Below are 16,716 nucleotides of genomic sequence, written 5' to 3' on the forward strand. Positions count from 1 at the left end.
CAAACAACACTCAGTATTAAGCCTTATGAAATCACAAGAACTACGCTCGAAATTTCTTTCTTTTTTTGAATCAAAACAACATCAGATTGTCCCTTCTGCACCAATGGTGATGAAAAATGATCCGACTTTGTTGTTTACCAATGCAGGAATGAACCAGTTTAAGGAATATTTCTTAGGAAATGCAAACCCAAAGCATACGCGTCTTACAGATAGTCAGAAATGTTTACGTGTCAGCGGAAAACATAATGATTTAGAGGAAGTAGGAAAAGATACTTATCACCATACCATGTTCGAAATGCTAGGGAATTGGAGTATTGGTGATTATTTTAAGGATGAAGCTATTGCCTGGGCGTGGGAGTTTTTTGTTGATATTCTTAAAATAGATAAAGACAATCTATATGTCACAATCTTTGAAGGCGATAAAAATGACGGACTTGAGAAAGATCAAGAAGCTTATGATTTATGGAAAAGACATATTTCAGAAGATAGAATTCTTTTAGGTAATAAAAAAGATAATTTCTGGGAAATGGGAGATCAAGGTCCTTGTGGTCCTGCTTCAGAAATACATATTGACATCCGTAGTGATGAGGAAAAGGCTAAAGTTAGCGGTAAAGATCTTGTTAATGAAGATCATCCGCAAGTTGTTGAAGTGTGGAACTTGGTTTTTATGCAGTATAACCGAATGGCAAACGGTAGCTTAAAAGACTTACCTGCAAAACACATTGATACAGGAATGGGTTTTGAGCGCTTGGCGATGGTAATGCAAGGTAAGCAATCAAACTATGATACGGATGTTTTTATGCCAATTATTAAAGAAATTGAAACAATCACAAACTCAACTTATGGTTCTTCAGAAGAAGTAGATATCGCTATCCGTGTGATTGCTGATCATTTACGCGCTGTCTGTTTCGCAATTGCTGATGGTCAATTACCAAGTAATAATGGTGCTGGTTACGTGATTAGACGTATTTTACGACGTGCTATTCGTTATGGGTTTACGTTTTTAAATATCAAAGAACCTTTTATTTATAAACTTGTCAATGTTTTAAGCGATCAAATGGGAGAGGCCTTTCCTGAGCTTAAAAAACAAAGTCAACTTTGTGAAAATGTGATTAAGGAAGAAGAAAATTCTTTTATGAAAACATTAGAACAAGGTTTAAGCTTGTTGGAGCAAATGATAGAAAGTACAAAAGGCCAAGAAATGTCAGGCAAGAAAGCTTTTGAGCTCTATGACACTTTTGGTTTCCCGATTGATTTAACGGCTTTGATTTTGGAAGAAAAAGGCATGTCTTTAAATAATAAAGAATTTGAGGTTGAACTTCAGAAGCAAAAGCAGCGTTCACGTTCTGCAGCAGAAACTTCAACTGAAGACTGGGTTGTTTTAAGAGAAGATGATGTTGAAGAATTTATAGGTTATGATCATCTTAAAACGGATGTTAAAATCACAAAATACAGAAAAGTTAAAAGTAAAAAAGATGGCGAACTTTTTCAGCTTGTTTTTAACTTAACACCTTTTTATCCTGAAGGAGGTGGACAAATCGGTGACAAAGGTTATCTTGAAGAAAGCAACGGAAATGTTGTTCATATTATCGATACCAAAAAAGAAAATAACCAGATTATCCATTTAGCTAAAAACTTACCTCAAAATATCGAAGGCGTTTTTAAGGCAATTGTGAATGAAGATCTTAGGAATAAAGCAGCTGCAAACCATACAGCAACGCACTTGTTACATCAGGCATTAAGAAGGATTCTTGGAGATCACGTTGAACAAAAAGGCTCTTTGGTTCACGATCAGTATCTGAGATTTGATTTTGCTCATTTTGGAAAAGTGACTGAAGATGAATTAAAAGAAATTGAGAAGTTTGTTAATGCGCGTATTTATGAGCAAATCAACTTAGATGAAAAGAGAAACGTGCCGTTTGATGATGCTATCAAAGAAGGTGCAACAGCTTTATTTGGAGAAAAATATGGCGACACTGTTCGAATGATTCAGTTTGGAGAATCTGTCGAACTTTGTGGCGGAACGCATGTGAGCAATACTTCAGATATTTGGCATTTTAAAATTTTATCCGAAAGTGCTGTGGCGTCTGGAATCAGACGTATCGAAGCAATTACAAGAGATGCTGCTAAAGATTATTTTACAGAAAAAACACAGCAATTTGATGCTATTAAAAAACTGTTGAACAACGCTAAAGATCCTGAGAAATCTGTCAAAGATTTACAAGCAGAAAATAATAAGTTGAAAAAACAAATCGATCAACTTTTAAGTGAGAAAGCAGGAAATATAAAAGGCGATTTAAAAGCGAAAATCAAGGAGGTCAATGGAGTTCATTTCCTTGCTGAAAAAGTTGATTTAGATGCCAATGCTATTAAAGATGTTGCTTTTCAACTTGGTGGAGAAGTTGAGAATTTATTTCTCGTCTTGGCTTCTGATCAAAAAGGGAAAGCTTTGATGTCATGCTATATTTCTAAAGATTTAGTTAAAGAAAAAGAACTCAATGCAGGACAAATTATCCGTGAATTGGGTAAACATATACAAGGTGGCGGTGGTGGTCAGCCATTCTTCGCAACGGCTGGTGGAAAAAATCCTGAAGGAATTGCGCAAGCATTAGCTGAAGCAGAAAAATATATGACAAGCTGATTTTTAAATAATGCAATTACAAACAAAAATTAAACTCAAAGATGGTGAGCCAAAAATTAATTATGGTTCCCATCTTTTTGTTTTGGGCTCATGTTTTTCTGAACATATTGGAGATCGTTTAAGCGCATCTCAATTACGAGTTCTTCAAAATCCATTTGGTATTTTATTTCATCCTTTTGGTTTAGAGAATTTTATCAATCGTGTTGTTGAGCAGAATTTTTTTACAGAAAAAGATATTTTTCATCACAACGGATTATGGCATTCTTTTGATGCGCATTCAAAAATGAGTCATCAAAATCCTGATGTTGTTTTAAAAAAATTGAATGCAGCGATTAAACCTTCATTTGAATTTATCAATAAAAGTTCTCATGTGTTGATAACTTTAGGAACTGCATTTATTTATAGGCATATTGAAAAAGGTAAGTATGTCGCTAATTGCCATAAAATTCCTCAGAAAAATTTTGATAAGGAATTGATTTCTTCAGATCAAATTCAACAGAGTTTATTGAGAATGATGAAATGTTTAAAAAGTATAAATCCTGAGATAAACTTCATTTTTACTGTATCGCCTGTGCGTCATCAAAAAGAAGGCCTTATAGAAAATAATAGAAGCAAAGCTCAGTTGATTTCGGCGATTCATCATATTGTTGAAAAAGAAGAATCATCTTATTTCCCTTCTTATGAAATCATGATGGATGAGTTGCGTGATTATCGTTTTTACAAGTCTGATATGTTACATCCTAATGAAACTGCAATCGCATATATTTGGGAGAAATTTACTGCAACTTGGATGACTGCTGATACTCTGAAAATCATGGAAAAAGTTGATAAACTTCAAAGAAATTTAAAACACAAAGCTTTTAATCCAAATAGTGAAGCGCATCGGTTATTTCTTCAAAAAGTAGAGAAACAAAAAAAGGAACTTAAAAAGCGTTTTCCGCATTTTAAATTCCTTCTTTAACAATCATCATGAAAAAATTATTGAGCAGATAAATTTTTAATTTAATCTGCTTTGAAGGCTACTCCAGCCTCCACCATTGATGCAATCAATGCCATGTTTTTTAAGTGTATTTGCGGCATTACCTGAACGTATACCGCTGGCACAACAACAAATAACAGGTTTATTCATTTTTTTGATGCGCTCAATTTGTGAGTCGATTTGTTGTAAAGGAATGTTTTTTGAGCCGGGAATTGCCCCGCCTGAAAATTCAGCTTTACTTCTCACATCAATTATTATCGCTTGTCGATTTTTATATTCTTCAATCATTTTACTTTTATTTCCGAATAGAAAACTTAATAATCCCATATTCATTAATTTGGATGCAAAGCAACAAACTTTTGACTTGCTCTAAAGTAACCAAAGTTACATTCTTTAGTTTTCTGTCATTTTATTGTAAAAATAAAATATAGCTTAATGAAGTGACAGAAATTATAATCCACAATGTCATGCCAAGTACAATAGGTTGCGCACCACTTTCTTTAATTGATTGTATTGTTAAACCTGAACCAACGAGAAACAAAGTTAAAACAAGAAGTTGTTTTGAAATCATAGGAACGCCAGCTTCAATGAAGTTTGGCAAATCAACATAGGAGTTGATGATAACAGCTAAAACAAAAAGCAAAATAAACCATGGGATTTTGATTTTACCTGATTGTCCTTTGAAAATAAACATGGTAACAATACTTAAAGGAATAATCCATAAAGCACGGGCTAATTTAACGGTCACAGCGATTTCAAGTGCTTCTTCACCATAAGCTAAAGCAGCACCGACAACAGAACTTGTGTCGTGAATAGCAATTGCACTCCACAAACCAAAGTCAGCTTGAGATAAATCTAGCATGTGACCAAAAATTGGAAAAACAAATAAAGCCAAAGCATTTAAAAAGAAAACGACACCCAAAGCGATTGAAATCTGCTTTTCTTTTGCCTGAATCACTGCTGAGACAGCTGCAATGGCACTCCCTCCACAAATGGCAGTTCCTGACGAAATCAAATAGGCGATTTTTTTATCAAGCTTTAAAAGCTTGCCAATGAGAAATCCTAAAACTAAAGTTGTGATAATTGTAAAAACTGTTAGAGAAAGCCCTTCTTTGCCAACTTCTAAAGTATTATTGAGATTCATGCCAAAACCTAAACCAACGACACATATCTTTAATAACCAACTAACAATTTTACCAGTATATTTTTTAAAAGGATTGTAAACGATATTTGTCACAATAAACCCTAAGAATAGAGCAATAGGCGAAGAGACGAAAGGTGTTAGGCATAACACAGCTAAAATCAAAAAAAGCGCTTTCGCTACGAGAGGTGATAATTTTAATTGCATGATTTTACGATTTTGATGCAAAGTTCAGTCAAAATCAGCAAATCAACCCAACGTAATTTTTTATAAGCTATAACCTGTTGTTATGACCTTTTTTAAAAAAGAGCTTTATAATGTCATAAATAGAAGATTGATAACCTTGTTTTGATACAAAATAAAGTGGTCTTTTAATTTCGAAACTCTCTATATCAATGATTTGGAGTTTGTTGTTTTTGAGTTCTTCAATCACAGAAAAAATAGAAACAAAAGCAAAACTCTCGCCGTGGTACAAATATGTTTTGATGCTTTCTGTGCTACCTAAAACCATTTCAATTTGTAAATGGTTTATGTCAATTCCAGCTTCTGTAAGCTGATGCTCAAGAATATGCCTCGTTCCAGATCCTTCTTCTCTTAAAACCATTGGAAGTTGGGTTAAGTCACCAATTTTAATTGTTCTAAGTTTAGATTTTGCATTGGTCACAAGAACCAATTCATCATCTAGAAATTTTTCATATTTCAGCAATGGATTTTGATTCTTACCTTCAATTAAAGCGAAATTGATTTCGTTGGTTTCGATTTTATGCTCAATCGTTGCTGAATTGTCATTGATTAACGTAAAAGCTGTGTCAGGAAATCTTTGTTTGAGCGCGGCCAATGATTTAGGAACAATGTATTGTGCGATAGTTGTACTGGCACCAATTTTAATTTTTTTAGGAAATTTCTGTTGAAGACTTAAAAAATGATTCTCTAGTTCTTCATAATGCGATAAGATTTTATCGCTATATTGAAGAAAATCGTGTCCAGCAGGCGTTAAGGAAATGGAATTGCCTTGTCTTTCAAAAAGCTTGACGCCATAGCGTATTTCTATTTCTTTAATATGTTTAGAAACAGCAGGCTGAGAAAGATGCAGTGTTTTTGAAGCTTTAGAGAAACTTAAGCTTTTAGCAACTTCAGAAAAAACACGCAATCTAAATTCCATAAATAAAAGTTATAGCGCAAATTTACTGATTTCGGGTGAATACAGATTTGTATATTTGTTGTTATTCCATTTTATTTATGGTTTATATACAATTTTTATGAGCAAAATTTTAGCCTTTGCAGGTTCTAATAGCAGTCAATCTATCAACCATGAACTAGTCAGTTATGTTGTTAATCAGTTAATTGATGAAGAAGTAAAATTGATTAGATTAACGGATTATCACTTACCGATTTATCAAATTGATCATGAACAAGAGAAAGGTTTTCCTGAAGATCTTGAAAAACTTTATGATGAAATTAAAGCTGCAGATGCTTTGATTATTTCAGTTAATGAACATAATGGAATGGTCTCAAGTTTTTTTAAAAATGTTTTAGATTGGTTGTCCCGTTTAGATCGTAATTTCTTGGCTTCTAAGAAAGTCCTTTTAATGAGCACATCTACTGGTGAAAATGCCGCGTCAGCATCTCGTGCTTATGTTGAAACCGCAATTGATTGTTACAAAGGTGAGGTGCTTAATAGTTTTGGCTTTCCTTCTTTTCAAGATAATTTTGATATTGAAAAAAAAGAAATCACTGACGAAACCTTGCAACTCGGCGTAAAAGACACTTTGTCTCAGTTTCAGCAAAAAATAGCTTTAGGCTAAGAATCTGATAATCATTTTTCTCTTCATCTAAGCTTTTTCAAAATGAATAAATCTCGCCATCAAGAAATCATCAACACGGCTGCACATCTTTTTAAAGAAAAGGGCTACAATGCAGTTTCAATGCGAGATTTGGCTTCAAAGCTAGATATAAAAGCGGCGAGTTTATACAATCATATTTCGTCAAAGCAAGAAATTTTAGCTGCTATTGTTCTTGAAGTTGCTCAAGAATTTACCTATCATATCAATACAATTTTTCCAGAAAAATCATCGACTCAAGAAAAGCTTGAAGCCATCATTCAAAATCATATAGAAATAACTTTGAGAATGACAGATAAATTGGCATGCATGAATAATGATTGGGTACATCTTCAAGCTGAAAATAAAGAAAAGTATCGTCATTTAAGAAATGCTTACGAAGATAAATTTCGTGCAATTCTAAAAGAGGGAAAAGAAAAAGGCGAGATCAAAGATGTTGATCTTGAAATTATTGTTTTTTCATTTTTAGCCACATTGCGAACTTTATACTTATGGTATACAAAAAAAACGAGTGTTGAGGTTGAAATACTTCAAAGAGATTTACCTAAAACTTTATTGGATGGTATTATTTCATAATATCATTTAATTATAGAAGCTTTAATTTTTTAAAATCAATTTCAAAATGCTTTATTTCTGTGGACTTTTTTGAAGCACCTCACTAAATTTTCTAAATATTTTATTCATATAACCGATAAGTTGATCAATTTTAACAAAAGTCATTTGTAACAAGCGCTAACAATCGTTAGTTTTGGCAGGTAACTTTTATAAAAATGGCAAAATTTCACGAGATTAAAGTCAAAGATGTGATGAAAGAAACAGCAGACACAACAGTTGTTACTTTTGATATTCCAGAAGAATTAAAAGAGGATTTTAAATTTAGACAAGGACAACATTTGACTTTGCGTAAGGAAATTGACGGGGAAGATGTGCGTCGCTCATACTCGCTTTGTTCAAGTCCGCTTGATAAAGAATGGCGAGTGGCTGTCAAACAGATTCCGACAGGAAAATTTTCAAGTTTCATCAATAAAGAACTCAAAGCAGGAGATCATCTTGAAGTGATGAAGCCAAGTGGTGAATTCGGGGTTGAGGTTTCTACTGATCGCCCAAAAAATTATATTGTTTTTGTCGCAGGAAGCGGCATTACGCCAATATTGTCGATGGTAAAAACCCATTTGGCATCTGAGCCAGAAAGTACATTTAAGTTGTTTTATTTGAATAAGAATGCCAAATCCATTATATTTAAAGAAGAACTTGAGCAGCTAAGAAATAAATACTTTGGACGATTAGAGATTTATTATTTCTTGACACGTGAACAACGTGATATCCCTTTGTTTAATGGACGTTTTGATAGTCAAAAATTAGAGCTGCTCACCAATACATTTATAGATGTAGAAGATACAGCGGAATGTTTTATCTGTGGTCCTGAAGAAATGATATTTTTCTTAAAAGACGAGTTGATAAAAGTAGGTTTGCCTGAAGATCAAATTCATTATGAATTGTTTGTGACAGGTTTGTCTAAGGAAGATAAAAAGCGAACTGAAAAAGCTTTAGAGAATAAATTTGAAGGGACGAAAGTGACAATCCTTGATGGCGGTAAGGAGTTCCATTTTGGGATGACAAATGATTATGATAACATTTTAGACGCAGCACTTGGCGCAGGAGCAGATTTGCCTTTTGCTTGTAAAGGAGGTGTTTGCAGTACCTGTAAATGTAAGCTTGTTGAAGGCTCTGTCGAAATGAAACTAAATTACGCACTTGAAGATGATGAGGTTGCTCAAAACTATGTATTGAGTTGCCAATCAGTTCCAACTTCAGAAAAAGTCGTCGTCGATTTTGATGTGTAATTTCTTGAATAAGGAATTTAAAATTGAGTTTTAATCCTATTAAAATGAAAAATTATGAGTGAGAAAGAAGTGAAAAATATGGAAGCGATTTTTGATCAAAAAATTGCGAATGATGAAAAAATAGAACCTAAAGATTGGATGCCCGAGAAGTATAGAAAAACACATATTCGTCAAATTTCTCAGCACGCCCACTCAGAAATAGTTGGGATGCTTCCTGAAGGAAACTGGATCACAAGAGCACCTTCATTAAGACGAAAAGTTGCTTTGTTGGCAAAAGTTCAGGATGAAGCCGGACATGGTTTATACTTGTACAGTGCATGTGAAACCTTAGGAATTTCTCGTGAAGAACTCTACAATCAATTGCATTCTGGCAAAGCTAAATATTCGAGTATTTTCAATTATCCTACAATTACGTGGGCAGATATTGGCGCCATTGGTTGGCTTGTTGATGGTGCAGCAATTATTAATCAAGTTCCACTTTGTAGTACATCTTTCGGACCTTATGCCAGAGCAATGGTACGTGTTTGTAAAGAAGAAAGTTTCCATCAAAGACAAGGTTATGAAATTATGTTGACCTTATGTAACGGAACACCTGAACAAAAAGAAATGGCACAAGATGCATTAAATCGCTGGTGGTGGCCATCCTTAATGATGTTTGGGCCAACTGATGATGAGTCAACACACACAGAGCAATCGATGAAGTGGAAGTTAAAGCGTAAAACAAATGATGAATTACGTCAGCAATTTATCGATCAAACTGTACCACAAGCAGAAATATTAGGAATCACAATTCCTGATAAAGATTTAAAATGGAACGAAGAAAGAGGTCATTATGATTTTGGAAAAATCGATTGGGATGAATTTTGGCAGGTCGTCAAAGGTCATGGGCCTTGCAATAAAGATCGATTAGAAACTAGAGTTAATGCTTGGGAAGAAGGCGAATGGGTACGCGACGCTGCGATGGTTTATGCCGAAAAACAAGCTGATAGAAAAGTGAGGAAAGTAAGTTAGATGATACTGAGTATTGAGTAATTAGCTATGAGCGATTATGCATGTTTTAGAAGATTTGAAAGTGTGGAATAAAGCGATGTCTGTTGCTGAAAAAATATATTTAATCTCAGCTGATTTTCCACTTGAAGAAAAATTTGGTTTAACAAGTCAAATTAGAAGAAGTGCAGTTTCAGTTCCTTCAAATATAGCAGAAGGAGCTGGTAGAAATACTAAAGGTGAATTTAAGAATTTTCTTAGTATTGTTAATGGGTCTGCTTATGAACTGTTTACTCAATTGGTTTTGTCTCATAAACTTAAACTTATCTCAAAAGCAAAAGTTGACCCTATTTTGAAAGAGGTTGTTGAAATTCAGAAAATGAATTACGCTTTGATAAAGTCACTAAATAAAGAGTCTTATTGACTAAAGACTCAATACTAATTACTAAATTCTTAAGCAATTATGTCAGATAATAAAGAAAACAAAAAAAAACCAGCTACTCATTCTTCGAAGGGGACAACAGGAAAAAAGAACTGGCCTTTATGGGAAATTTTTGTGCGTAGCAAAAACGGTCTCGAGCATAGACACTTTGGGAGCTTACATGCGGCTGATGCCGATATGGCTTTAGAAAACGCAAGAGATGTTTATACACGCAGAAATGAAGGTGTGAGCATTTGGGTTGTCGAATCCAAAAATATCACGGCCTCAAATCCTGAACATAATGGAGAAATGTTTGAGCCAGCATCTGATAAAGTCTATCGTCATCCAACATTTTACGATTTACCTGACGATGTCAAACACATGTAACAAATTCCTGCATAGGCAGGAATCTTAGAAGCGCAAGAGTGAGAAAGTTTTATATGGATAAAATTTTAGAGCTGAAGAGTGAATAAGCTTGATTTTCAATAACTAACAAGCCTCGCTCAAACAGAAGAAAACAAAATATTTTTGAATAAATAATAAATAAAATGAGTTCAAAACAAAAAGATTCAAGCTTTAGCGAGAATATGATCAAATATATTTATGGCATTGCTGATAATAGTTTGATATTAGGTCAACGTTTAGGCGAATTAACAGGTCACGGTCCAACTTTAGAGGTTGACATCGCGATGACAAATATCTCTTTAGATTTATTTGGGCAAGTGAGAAGTTACTTTCAATATGCAGCTCAAATTTCTGATAAAGATGTAACTGAAGATGACCTTGCTTTTTTAAGAACTGAGCGAGAATACCTTAATGTACTTTTAGTAGAGCAACCCAATAAAGATTTTGCATACAGCATAGGTCGTCAGTTTTTATTTGATCACTTTCACTTTATATTGATGACAGAATTACAAAATTCAAAAGATGAAACATTGGTGGCAATTGCTAAAAAAACCATCAAAGAAGTCAGTTATCATAAGAGGTTTTCTTCAGATTGGGTCAAACGTTTAGGAGACGGAACTGAAAAAAGTCATCAAAAAATGCAAACAGCCATTGATGATTTATGGAAATACACCGACGAGCTTTTTCATACCACTGAAGCAGATGAAAAAATGATTGAAGCAGGTGTAGGCGTTGATGTTAAGAAGTTAAAAGAACAATATTATAAAAACGTTTCTGAAGTTTTAGAAGAGGCAACTTTACAGGTACCTGATCTCAAATATTTCCAAAAAGGTGGCAAAAATGGAATTCATAGTGAGCATATGGGCTTCATTTTAACAGAAATGCAATATATGCAACGTACATTTCCTGGGATGAAATGGTAAAATTCTGCGCAAGTAGGAATCTTCCAGCGAAAGACTAAGAAAGTTATTGATATAATTCTTACGTAGACAGGAATCTTAATATAAGATATTGATAACTAATGAATTCGAGTAAAAAAATTGAAATATCAGTTTCGATTATTCAATATGATAAATCAAGAAAAAGTATACATCGATAAAAAATTAGAACCCATTTTACAAGAGGTTCCAGATCCTGAAATACCAGTTATTTCAATACTTGATTTAGGTGTTGTGCGTGAAGCAAAAATAGAGGGTGATCAAGCATTTATAAAAATTACACCAACCTACAGCGGTTGTCCAGCCATGGATGTGATCGGAGACGATATTAGTTCTGCTTTAAAAAAAGCAGGATATGAACCTCATGTGAAGTTAATTTTAGCACCAGCATGGACCACAGATTGGATAACCGAACGAGGCAGAAAAGCAATGGAAGAATACGGAATCGCAGCACCTCTTGATGCCTCAGCTGATAAACGCGCTTTGTTAGGTGAGGAGAAAATCGTCAAATGTCCTCAATGTCAATCCACAAATACACATCTTGTTAGTCAATTCGGATCAACAGCTTGCAAAGCTTTGTTTAAATGTGATGACTGTCAAGAACCCTTTGATTATTTTAAATGTTTAATATAATTTCTGCATAAGCAGGAATCTTTTTTATAGTTCAATATGAATAAAAATATACAAGCAGAAATAAAAAACCAAGTCGCATTGATCAATTTAAATCGACCAGATGTTTTTAATAGTTTTAATCGTGAAATGGCATTCGAAATGCAAGATGCCTTAAAAAATGCTGCTCAAAATACTGAGGTTAGAGCGATTTTGATCACAGGTAACGGAAAAGCATTTTGTGCTGGGCAAGACTTAAAAGAAGTGACTCAACCTGAATTAAATCCAGGTTTTAAAGCTATTCTTGAAGAACACTACAACCCGATTATTCGGCTGATTAGAGAAATATCTAAGCCAATTGTCGCAGCTGTTAATGGTGTCGCAGCCGGGGCAGGAGCGAATATTGCTTTAGCTTGTGATGTTGTAGTAGCTTCTGAACATGCAGCTTTTATTCAAGCTTTTAGTAAAATTGGTTTGATCCCTGATTCTGCAGGAACTTTCTTTTTACCGCGCTTAATTGGTTTCCAGAAAGCTTCTGCCTTGATGATGTTAGGCGATAAAATTGATGCAGTTGAAGCTGAACGTTTAGGAATGATTTATAAATATTTCTCTGCTGAAAAATTTGAAGAAGAAAGCATTAAGTTAGTTGAAAAAATGGCACAAATGCCAACTAAAGCTTTAGCACTAACCAAAGAAGCAATGAATCAGTCTTTTACAAATAATTTGGATGAACAATTAGCTTTAGAGAGTAAATTCCAAATAGAAGCCGCATCTTCAAAAGATTATAAAGAAGGCGTTAATGCTTTTGTAGAAAAGAGAAAACCGAAGTTTGAAGGGGAATAAATATCGAATACTGAATATTCAATTAAGAATAGCCTAGTAATTGGTGTAGGAGAAAAAGAAAAGGGTTTAAACTTTACAAAAATTAAGATGCCAAATTATAAATATGATATTGAAGAGCGTTTAATTAATCTTTCTGTTAAAATAATCCTTGCCTGTGATAAAATGGAAGGATCGTTCGCTTCTCAACATCTTTCAAAACAATTAATAAGATCCACGACCTCTGCGGCACTCAACTATGGTGAAGCTCAAAGTGCACAATCACCGAGAGATTTTCTGCATAAAATGCGTTTATGTTTAAAAGAACTGCGTGAATCCTTAGTGAATTTAAAAATTCAAAAAGAAGCGAAACTCTTTGAAAATATAAAAGAAGTAGATGAATTATTGGAAGAAAATAATCAACTCATAGCCATCTTCGTAACCAGTATTAGAACTTCGGAACAAAAAAACAGATAATATTAAAATAGAAAAATTTAAAAATCTCATTTATCGCTTAATTAAAATTTCATCATTCAGCATTAATTATTCGATATTCAATATTCTAACATATGAAAGTAGCTATAATAGGAGCAGGAACCATGGGAAGCGGCATTACACAAGTTGCAGCAACCGCCGGATGTGAAGTGAAGCTTTATGATACTAAAGAAGAAGCTTTAGATAAAAGCAAAACAAAATTAGAAAAAGTTCTAGCGCGTTTAATAGAAAAAGGAAGAATTGACCTAGACGAGAAAAACAGAATACAAAGCAATATCACTTATGTAACCTCTTTAAAAGATTTAGGCGACGCTCATTTAACAATTGAAGCAATAGTCGAAAATCTTGATATCAAAAAACAAGTCTTTCAAGAGCTACAAAGCTTACAATCTCAAGATGCAATTATCGCTTCAAATACGTCATCACTTTCAATTGCTTCCATCGCAGCTTCTTTAGAAAGTTCGGAACGCGTGATTGGCATTCATTTTTTTAATCCTGCGCCTTTAATGCCTCTAGTAGAGATTATTCCAGCCGTTCAAACTTCAGATAAAGTTAAAAATAAAGTGGTTGAAATTATTACTAACTGGAAAAAAGTAGGCGTGCTTGCCAAAGACACACCTGGCTTTATCGTGAATCGTGTGGCGCGTCCTTTTTACGGAGAAGCACTTCGTATTTATGAAGAAGGAGGAGCAAGTTTTGCAGAGATTGATCAGGCTATGAAAACTTTAGGCGGTTTCAGAATGGGACCTTTTGAGTTGATGGATTTTATTGGTAATGACGTCAATTACACAGTGACGGAAACAGTTTTTAAAGAGTTTTATTACGATCCGCGTTACAAACCATCTTTCACTCAAAAACGCCTTTCCGAAGCTGGTTACCTTGGAAGGAAAACCGAAAAAGGTTTTTATCATTATAAAAATGGCAAAATTGATAAAAATTATCACCCTAAAGTTGATTCAGAATCTTTTGAAGATGAAAAAGCAAATCAAATTCTCGACCGAATTTTAGTGATGCTTATTAATGAAGCTGCAGATGCTTTATTTCTAAATATTGCAACAGCAAAAGATATAGACTTAGCAATGACTAAAGGCGTCAATTACCCTAAAGGCTTGCTTTCATGGGCAAACGAAAAAGGTATAAATTGGTGCGTAGAAAAAATGGATGCACTTTATGATGAATACCATGAAGACAGATATAGATGTAGCCCGCTTTTAAGAAAAATGAAGAAGTTAAATAAAACCTTTCAGGTTTCATAGTTTTTGAGTTAGTAAGTTTTTAAGTAAAAGTCTAATGATGAAAAGTAAGTATCATTTCAAGTTTGAAGAATTAACGATGTATCAAAAGGCTTTAGAGTTTGGTGATAATGTTAATTGCCAGATAAAAAGTTTTCCAAAAGAGGAAACCTATAGATTAGCCTCCCAGTTTATTCGTGCTGTAGATTCAATTACACTTAATATAGCCGAAGGATCTTCTAGCTCAAAACCTAACCTCAATAGATATTTACAAATGGCTTGGGATAGTGCTCATGAATGTGTTGTCTGCAGTACAAAAGCATATAGAAGAGGTTTTTTGACTAAAGAAACTAATGAGAAAAATAGAGAATTGGTAACTGAATTATCGAAAATGATCACAGCTTATAAATCCTATTTAAAGAAAAATATGAATGGAAAATAATTCAAAAACTCAAAAACTCCCTAACTCACAAACTATACCACATAACATGCTGAAGAATGACGCTTTCAGTCAGTGGTTAGGCATCGAAATTGTTGAGGTTAGAGAAGCTTTTTGTCAAGTCAAAATGACAATTCGCAAAGACATGCTCAACAGCATGAAAAAGGCACATGGCGGTATCACATACGCTTTAGCCGATACCGCTTTTGGTTTTGCAACAAACACTTTGGGTCGAAAAGCCGTTTCTATCGAAACCTCAATCAATCACATTGAGGCACTTGAAGAAGGCGATGTCATTACGGCAACTTCAGACTTAAAAAGTATGAAAAATAAACTCGGATTTTATATCGTTGAAGTTCAGAAAGAAAACGAAATTGTTGCACTTTTCAAGGGTGTCGCATATCGCACAAATGCAGAATGGAATATTTAAAATAATAATTAGGGCGCAACCCTATCGGGTCGGGCTTTCGCGAGTCGCTTTTATTAATTGCTGTAAAAGGCAGCAATTAATAAAGAGCTTCAACAAACGCTCTATCCCTTGCGCAAAATAGTTGACCATAAAATTTAAAATGTAAAAGTGAAAAATTAGAGGGTTCGTATTAAAAACTTTATCTTTTGCATTTAAAATTAATAACCTAAAATTTAAAATTAGAAATGGACGCATATATCATCGACGGAATCAGAACGCCTATTGGGAATTATAAAGGAACTTTATCTCCCGTTAGAACAGATGATTTGGGCGCTTTAGTCATTAAAGAAATCGTTAAAAGAAACCCGAATATTCCAGAATCAGCTTATGACGATGTGATTCTAGGCTGTGCTAATCAAGCAGGTGAAGACAATCGCAATGTCGCAAGAATGTGTTCTTTATTAGCTGGTCTACCCCATAGTGTTCCTGGCGAAACTGTTAACCGATTATGCAGTAGCGGACTTTCCGCGATTATTCATGCCAATCGTGCTATTAAAGCTGGCGATGGAGATTTATTTATTAGCGGAGGAGTTGAGCACATGACACGAGGACCTTACGCAATAGCTAAACCATCTTCTGCTTATGGAAATGATGCAAAAATGTACGATACAAGTTTTGGTTGGCGCTTTGTGAATCCAAAAATGAAAGCTTTGTATGGTGTTGATGGAATGGGAGTGACGGCTGAAAATTTAGTAGACAAATACAATATCTCCCGAGAAGATCAAGATGCCTTTGCTTATTGGAGTCAGATGAAAGCCAGTAAATCTCAAGAAAATGGCCGCTTAGCTAAAGAACTTGTCACAGTAGAAATTCCTCAGCGTAAAAAAGACCCGATTCTCTTTAATCAAGATGAATTTATAAAACCTAATACATCTTTAGAGGTTTTAGCAAAATTAAGACCAGCTTTTCGCAGAGAAGGAGGAAGCGTTACTGCTGGAAATTCATCAGGTCTGAATGATGGTGCTGCAGCAACAATTATAGCTTCAGAAAAAGCAGTCAAGGAATATGATTTAAAACCAATGGCGAAAATTTTGAGTTCAGCTGTTGTTGGCGTCGAACCGCGTGTCATGGGAATTGGTCCTGTTGAAGCCTCAAACAAAGCCTTGAAAAAAGCAGGTTTAACGATGGATGATATGGATATTATCGAATTGAATGAAGCTTTTGCTGCCCAAGCTTTAGCATGCATCAGAGCTTGGGGATTAAAAGATGATGATCCGCGTTTAAATCCAAATGGAGGTGCAATAGCCATCGGGCATCCATTGGGTGTAACAGGTGCAAGATTAGCTTATTCAGCAGCTCTAGAATTACAATTAACCGGCAAAAAATACGCCCTAGTTACCATGTGTGTTGGCGTTGGACAGGGATATGCTGCGGTTATCGAGCGCGCCTAATTCCTACGCAGGCAGGAATCTTTTAGAGCATGAGTAAGAAATGTATAGTTTGAGTAATTGTGTTA

General features: G+C 34.5%; 19 protein-coding genes. 16 read left to right on the top strand and 3 right to left on the bottom strand.

Annotated features, from left to right (window positions below):
- Positions 1-25: 25 nt before the first annotated feature.
- Both alaS and BLV84_RS07250 read left to right on the top strand, forming a co-directional pair.
- Positions 26-2,641 carry an alanine--tRNA ligase gene (gene alaS, locus BLV84_RS07245; protein ID WP_093243749.1) on the top strand — a complete coding sequence of 872 codons (2,616 nt, stop codon included), beginning with the start codon at positions 26-28 and terminating at the stop codon, positions 2,639-2,641.
- Between the two features lie 10 nt (positions 2,642-2,651).
- Complete coding sequence (locus BLV84_RS07250; protein WP_093243753.1) at positions 2,652-3,602, top strand: GSCFA domain-containing protein; 951 nt, start codon at positions 2,652-2,654, stop codon at positions 3,600-3,602.
- A 36-nt stretch (positions 3,603-3,638) separates the two neighbouring features.
- On the opposite strand, the gene BLV84_RS07255 is transcribed toward BLV84_RS07250, so the two are convergent.
- From BLV84_RS07255 to BLV84_RS07265, 3 genes are all read right to left on the bottom strand, one after another.
- Positions 3,639-3,947, bottom strand: a complete 309-nt coding sequence (locus BLV84_RS07255; RefSeq protein WP_093243757.1) for a rhodanese-like domain-containing protein — start codon at positions 3,945-3,947, stop codon at positions 3,639-3,641.
- An 82-nt stretch (positions 3,948-4,029) separates the two neighbouring features.
- Positions 4,030-4,968, bottom strand: coding sequence for a YeiH family protein (locus BLV84_RS07260; protein WP_093243761.1), 939 nt, complete (start codon positions 4,966-4,968; stop codon positions 4,030-4,032).
- Positions 4,969-5,035: 67 nt separating this feature from the next.
- Positions 5,036-5,923 carry a LysR family transcriptional regulator gene (locus tag BLV84_RS07265; protein ID WP_093243764.1) on the bottom strand — a complete coding sequence of 296 codons (888 nt, stop codon included), beginning with the start codon at positions 5,921-5,923 and terminating at the stop codon, positions 5,036-5,038.
- Positions 5,924-6,020: 97 nt separating this feature from the next.
- Between BLV84_RS07265 and BLV84_RS07270 the strand changes: the two genes are divergently transcribed.
- The 14 genes from BLV84_RS07270 (at position 6,021) to pcaF (ending at position 16,651) form a co-directional block, all read left to right on the top strand.
- A complete protein-coding gene (locus BLV84_RS07270) occupies positions 6,021-6,566 on the top strand; it encodes an NADPH-dependent FMN reductase (protein WP_093243768.1) in 546 nt (181 codons plus the stop codon).
- A gap of 42 nt (positions 6,567-6,608) precedes the next feature.
- Entirely contained in the window at positions 6,609-7,178 is a 570-nt protein-coding gene (locus BLV84_RS07275; protein ID WP_093243772.1) for a TetR/AcrR family transcriptional regulator, read from the top strand.
- Between the two features lie 194 nt (positions 7,179-7,372).
- Complete coding sequence (gene paaE / locus BLV84_RS07280; protein ID WP_093243779.1) at positions 7,373-8,446, top strand: 1,2-phenylacetyl-CoA epoxidase subunit PaaE; 1,074 nt, start codon at positions 7,373-7,375, stop codon at positions 8,444-8,446.
- 54 nt (positions 8,447-8,500) lie between these two features.
- Positions 8,501-9,457, top strand: coding sequence for a 1,2-phenylacetyl-CoA epoxidase subunit PaaA (gene paaA, locus BLV84_RS07285; RefSeq protein ID WP_093243783.1), 957 nt, complete (start codon positions 8,501-8,503; stop codon positions 9,455-9,457).
- Between the two features lie 37 nt (positions 9,458-9,494).
- Entirely contained in the window at positions 9,495-9,857 is a 363-nt protein-coding gene (locus BLV84_RS07290) for a four helix bundle protein (protein ID WP_093243787.1), read from the top strand.
- Between the two features lie 39 nt (positions 9,858-9,896).
- A complete protein-coding gene (paaB, locus tag BLV84_RS07295; RefSeq protein ID WP_234953112.1) occupies positions 9,897-10,241 on the top strand; it encodes a 1,2-phenylacetyl-CoA epoxidase subunit PaaB in 345 nt (114 codons plus the stop codon).
- A 161-nt stretch (positions 10,242-10,402) separates the two neighbouring features.
- Entirely contained in the window at positions 10,403-11,182 is a 780-nt protein-coding gene (paaC, locus tag BLV84_RS07300) for a 1,2-phenylacetyl-CoA epoxidase subunit PaaC (protein WP_093243792.1), read from the top strand.
- A gap of 144 nt (positions 11,183-11,326) precedes the next feature.
- Positions 11,327-11,830 carry a 1,2-phenylacetyl-CoA epoxidase subunit PaaD gene (gene paaD, locus BLV84_RS07305; RefSeq protein WP_093243798.1) on the top strand — a complete coding sequence of 168 codons (504 nt, stop codon included), beginning with the start codon at positions 11,327-11,329 and terminating at the stop codon, positions 11,828-11,830.
- Positions 11,831-11,866: 36 nt separating this feature from the next.
- A complete protein-coding gene (locus BLV84_RS07310; RefSeq protein ID WP_093243801.1) occupies positions 11,867-12,649 on the top strand; it encodes an enoyl-CoA hydratase-related protein in 783 nt (260 codons plus the stop codon).
- A gap of 87 nt (positions 12,650-12,736) precedes the next feature.
- Positions 12,737-13,102, top strand: coding sequence for a four helix bundle protein (locus tag BLV84_RS07315; protein WP_093243803.1), 366 nt, complete (start codon positions 12,737-12,739; stop codon positions 13,100-13,102).
- 92 nt (positions 13,103-13,194) lie between these two features.
- Complete coding sequence (locus tag BLV84_RS07320; protein ID WP_093243806.1) at positions 13,195-14,376, top strand: 3-hydroxyacyl-CoA dehydrogenase NAD-binding domain-containing protein; 1,182 nt, start codon at positions 13,195-13,197, stop codon at positions 14,374-14,376.
- A gap of 37 nt (positions 14,377-14,413) precedes the next feature.
- A complete protein-coding gene (locus tag BLV84_RS07325) occupies positions 14,414-14,794 on the top strand; it encodes a four helix bundle protein (protein WP_093243810.1) in 381 nt (126 codons plus the stop codon).
- A complete protein-coding gene (locus BLV84_RS07330) occupies positions 14,784-15,221 on the top strand; it encodes a PaaI family thioesterase (RefSeq protein ID WP_093243813.1) in 438 nt (145 codons plus the stop codon). Before BLV84_RS07325 ends, BLV84_RS07330 begins: the two co-directional genes overlap by 11 nt.
- A 224-nt stretch (positions 15,222-15,445) precedes the next feature.
- Positions 15,446-16,651 carry a 3-oxoadipyl-CoA thiolase gene (gene pcaF, locus BLV84_RS07335; RefSeq protein ID WP_093243818.1) on the top strand — a complete coding sequence of 402 codons (1,206 nt, stop codon included), beginning with the start codon at positions 15,446-15,448 and terminating at the stop codon, positions 16,649-16,651.
- Positions 16,652-16,716 lie beyond the last annotated feature (65 nt).

This window comes from Psychroflexus halocasei (assembly GCF_900107595.1).
In the GTDB taxonomy this organism is placed as follows: domain Bacteria; phylum Bacteroidota; class Bacteroidia; order Flavobacteriales; family Flavobacteriaceae; genus Psychroflexus; species Psychroflexus halocasei.

What these genes read in the sequence shown, in the direction of transcription:
- alaS (WP_093243749.1), top strand. Translation starts at nt 26, where the DNA reads ATGAAATCACAAGAACTACGCTCGAAATTTCTTTCTTTTTTTGAATCA.
- BLV84_RS07250 (WP_093243753.1), top strand. Translation starts at nt 2,652, where the DNA reads ATGCAATTACAAACAAAAATTAAACTCAAAGATGGTGAGCCAAAAATT.
- BLV84_RS07255 (WP_093243757.1), bottom strand. Translation starts at nt 3,947, where the DNA reads ATGGGATTATTAAGTTTTCTATTCGGAAATAAAAGTAAAATGATTGAA.
- BLV84_RS07260 (WP_093243761.1), bottom strand. Translation starts at nt 4,968, where the DNA reads ATGCAATTAAAATTATCACCTCTCGTAGCGAAAGCGCTTTTTTTGATT.
- BLV84_RS07265 (WP_093243764.1), bottom strand. Translation starts at nt 5,923, where the DNA reads ATGGAATTTAGATTGCGTGTTTTTTCTGAAGTTGCTAAAAGCTTAAGT.
- BLV84_RS07270 (WP_093243768.1), top strand. Translation starts at nt 6,021, where the DNA reads ATGAGCAAAATTTTAGCCTTTGCAGGTTCTAATAGCAGTCAATCTATC.
- BLV84_RS07275 (WP_093243772.1), top strand. Translation starts at nt 6,609, where the DNA reads ATGAATAAATCTCGCCATCAAGAAATCATCAACACGGCTGCACATCTT.
- paaE (WP_093243779.1), top strand. Translation starts at nt 7,373, where the DNA reads ATGGCAAAATTTCACGAGATTAAAGTCAAAGATGTGATGAAAGAAACA.
- paaA (WP_093243783.1), top strand. Translation starts at nt 8,501, where the DNA reads ATGAGTGAGAAAGAAGTGAAAAATATGGAAGCGATTTTTGATCAAAAA.
- BLV84_RS07290 (WP_093243787.1), top strand. Translation starts at nt 9,495, where the DNA reads ATGCATGTTTTAGAAGATTTGAAAGTGTGGAATAAAGCGATGTCTGTT.
- paaB (WP_234953112.1), top strand. Translation starts at nt 9,897, where the DNA reads ATGTCAGATAATAAAGAAAACAAAAAAAAACCAGCTACTCATTCTTCG.
- paaC (WP_093243792.1), top strand. Translation starts at nt 10,403, where the DNA reads ATGAGTTCAAAACAAAAAGATTCAAGCTTTAGCGAGAATATGATCAAA.
- paaD (WP_093243798.1), top strand. Translation starts at nt 11,327, where the DNA reads ATGATAAATCAAGAAAAAGTATACATCGATAAAAAATTAGAACCCATT.
- BLV84_RS07310 (WP_093243801.1), top strand. Translation starts at nt 11,867, where the DNA reads ATGAATAAAAATATACAAGCAGAAATAAAAAACCAAGTCGCATTGATC.
- BLV84_RS07315 (WP_093243803.1), top strand. Translation starts at nt 12,737, where the DNA reads ATGCCAAATTATAAATATGATATTGAAGAGCGTTTAATTAATCTTTCT.
- BLV84_RS07320 (WP_093243806.1), top strand. Translation starts at nt 13,195, where the DNA reads ATGAAAGTAGCTATAATAGGAGCAGGAACCATGGGAAGCGGCATTACA.
- BLV84_RS07325 (WP_093243810.1), top strand. Translation starts at nt 14,414, where the DNA reads ATGAAAAGTAAGTATCATTTCAAGTTTGAAGAATTAACGATGTATCAA.
- BLV84_RS07330 (WP_093243813.1), top strand. Translation starts at nt 14,784, where the DNA reads ATGGAAAATAATTCAAAAACTCAAAAACTCCCTAACTCACAAACTATA.
- pcaF (WP_093243818.1), top strand. Translation starts at nt 15,446, where the DNA reads ATGGACGCATATATCATCGACGGAATCAGAACGCCTATTGGGAATTAT.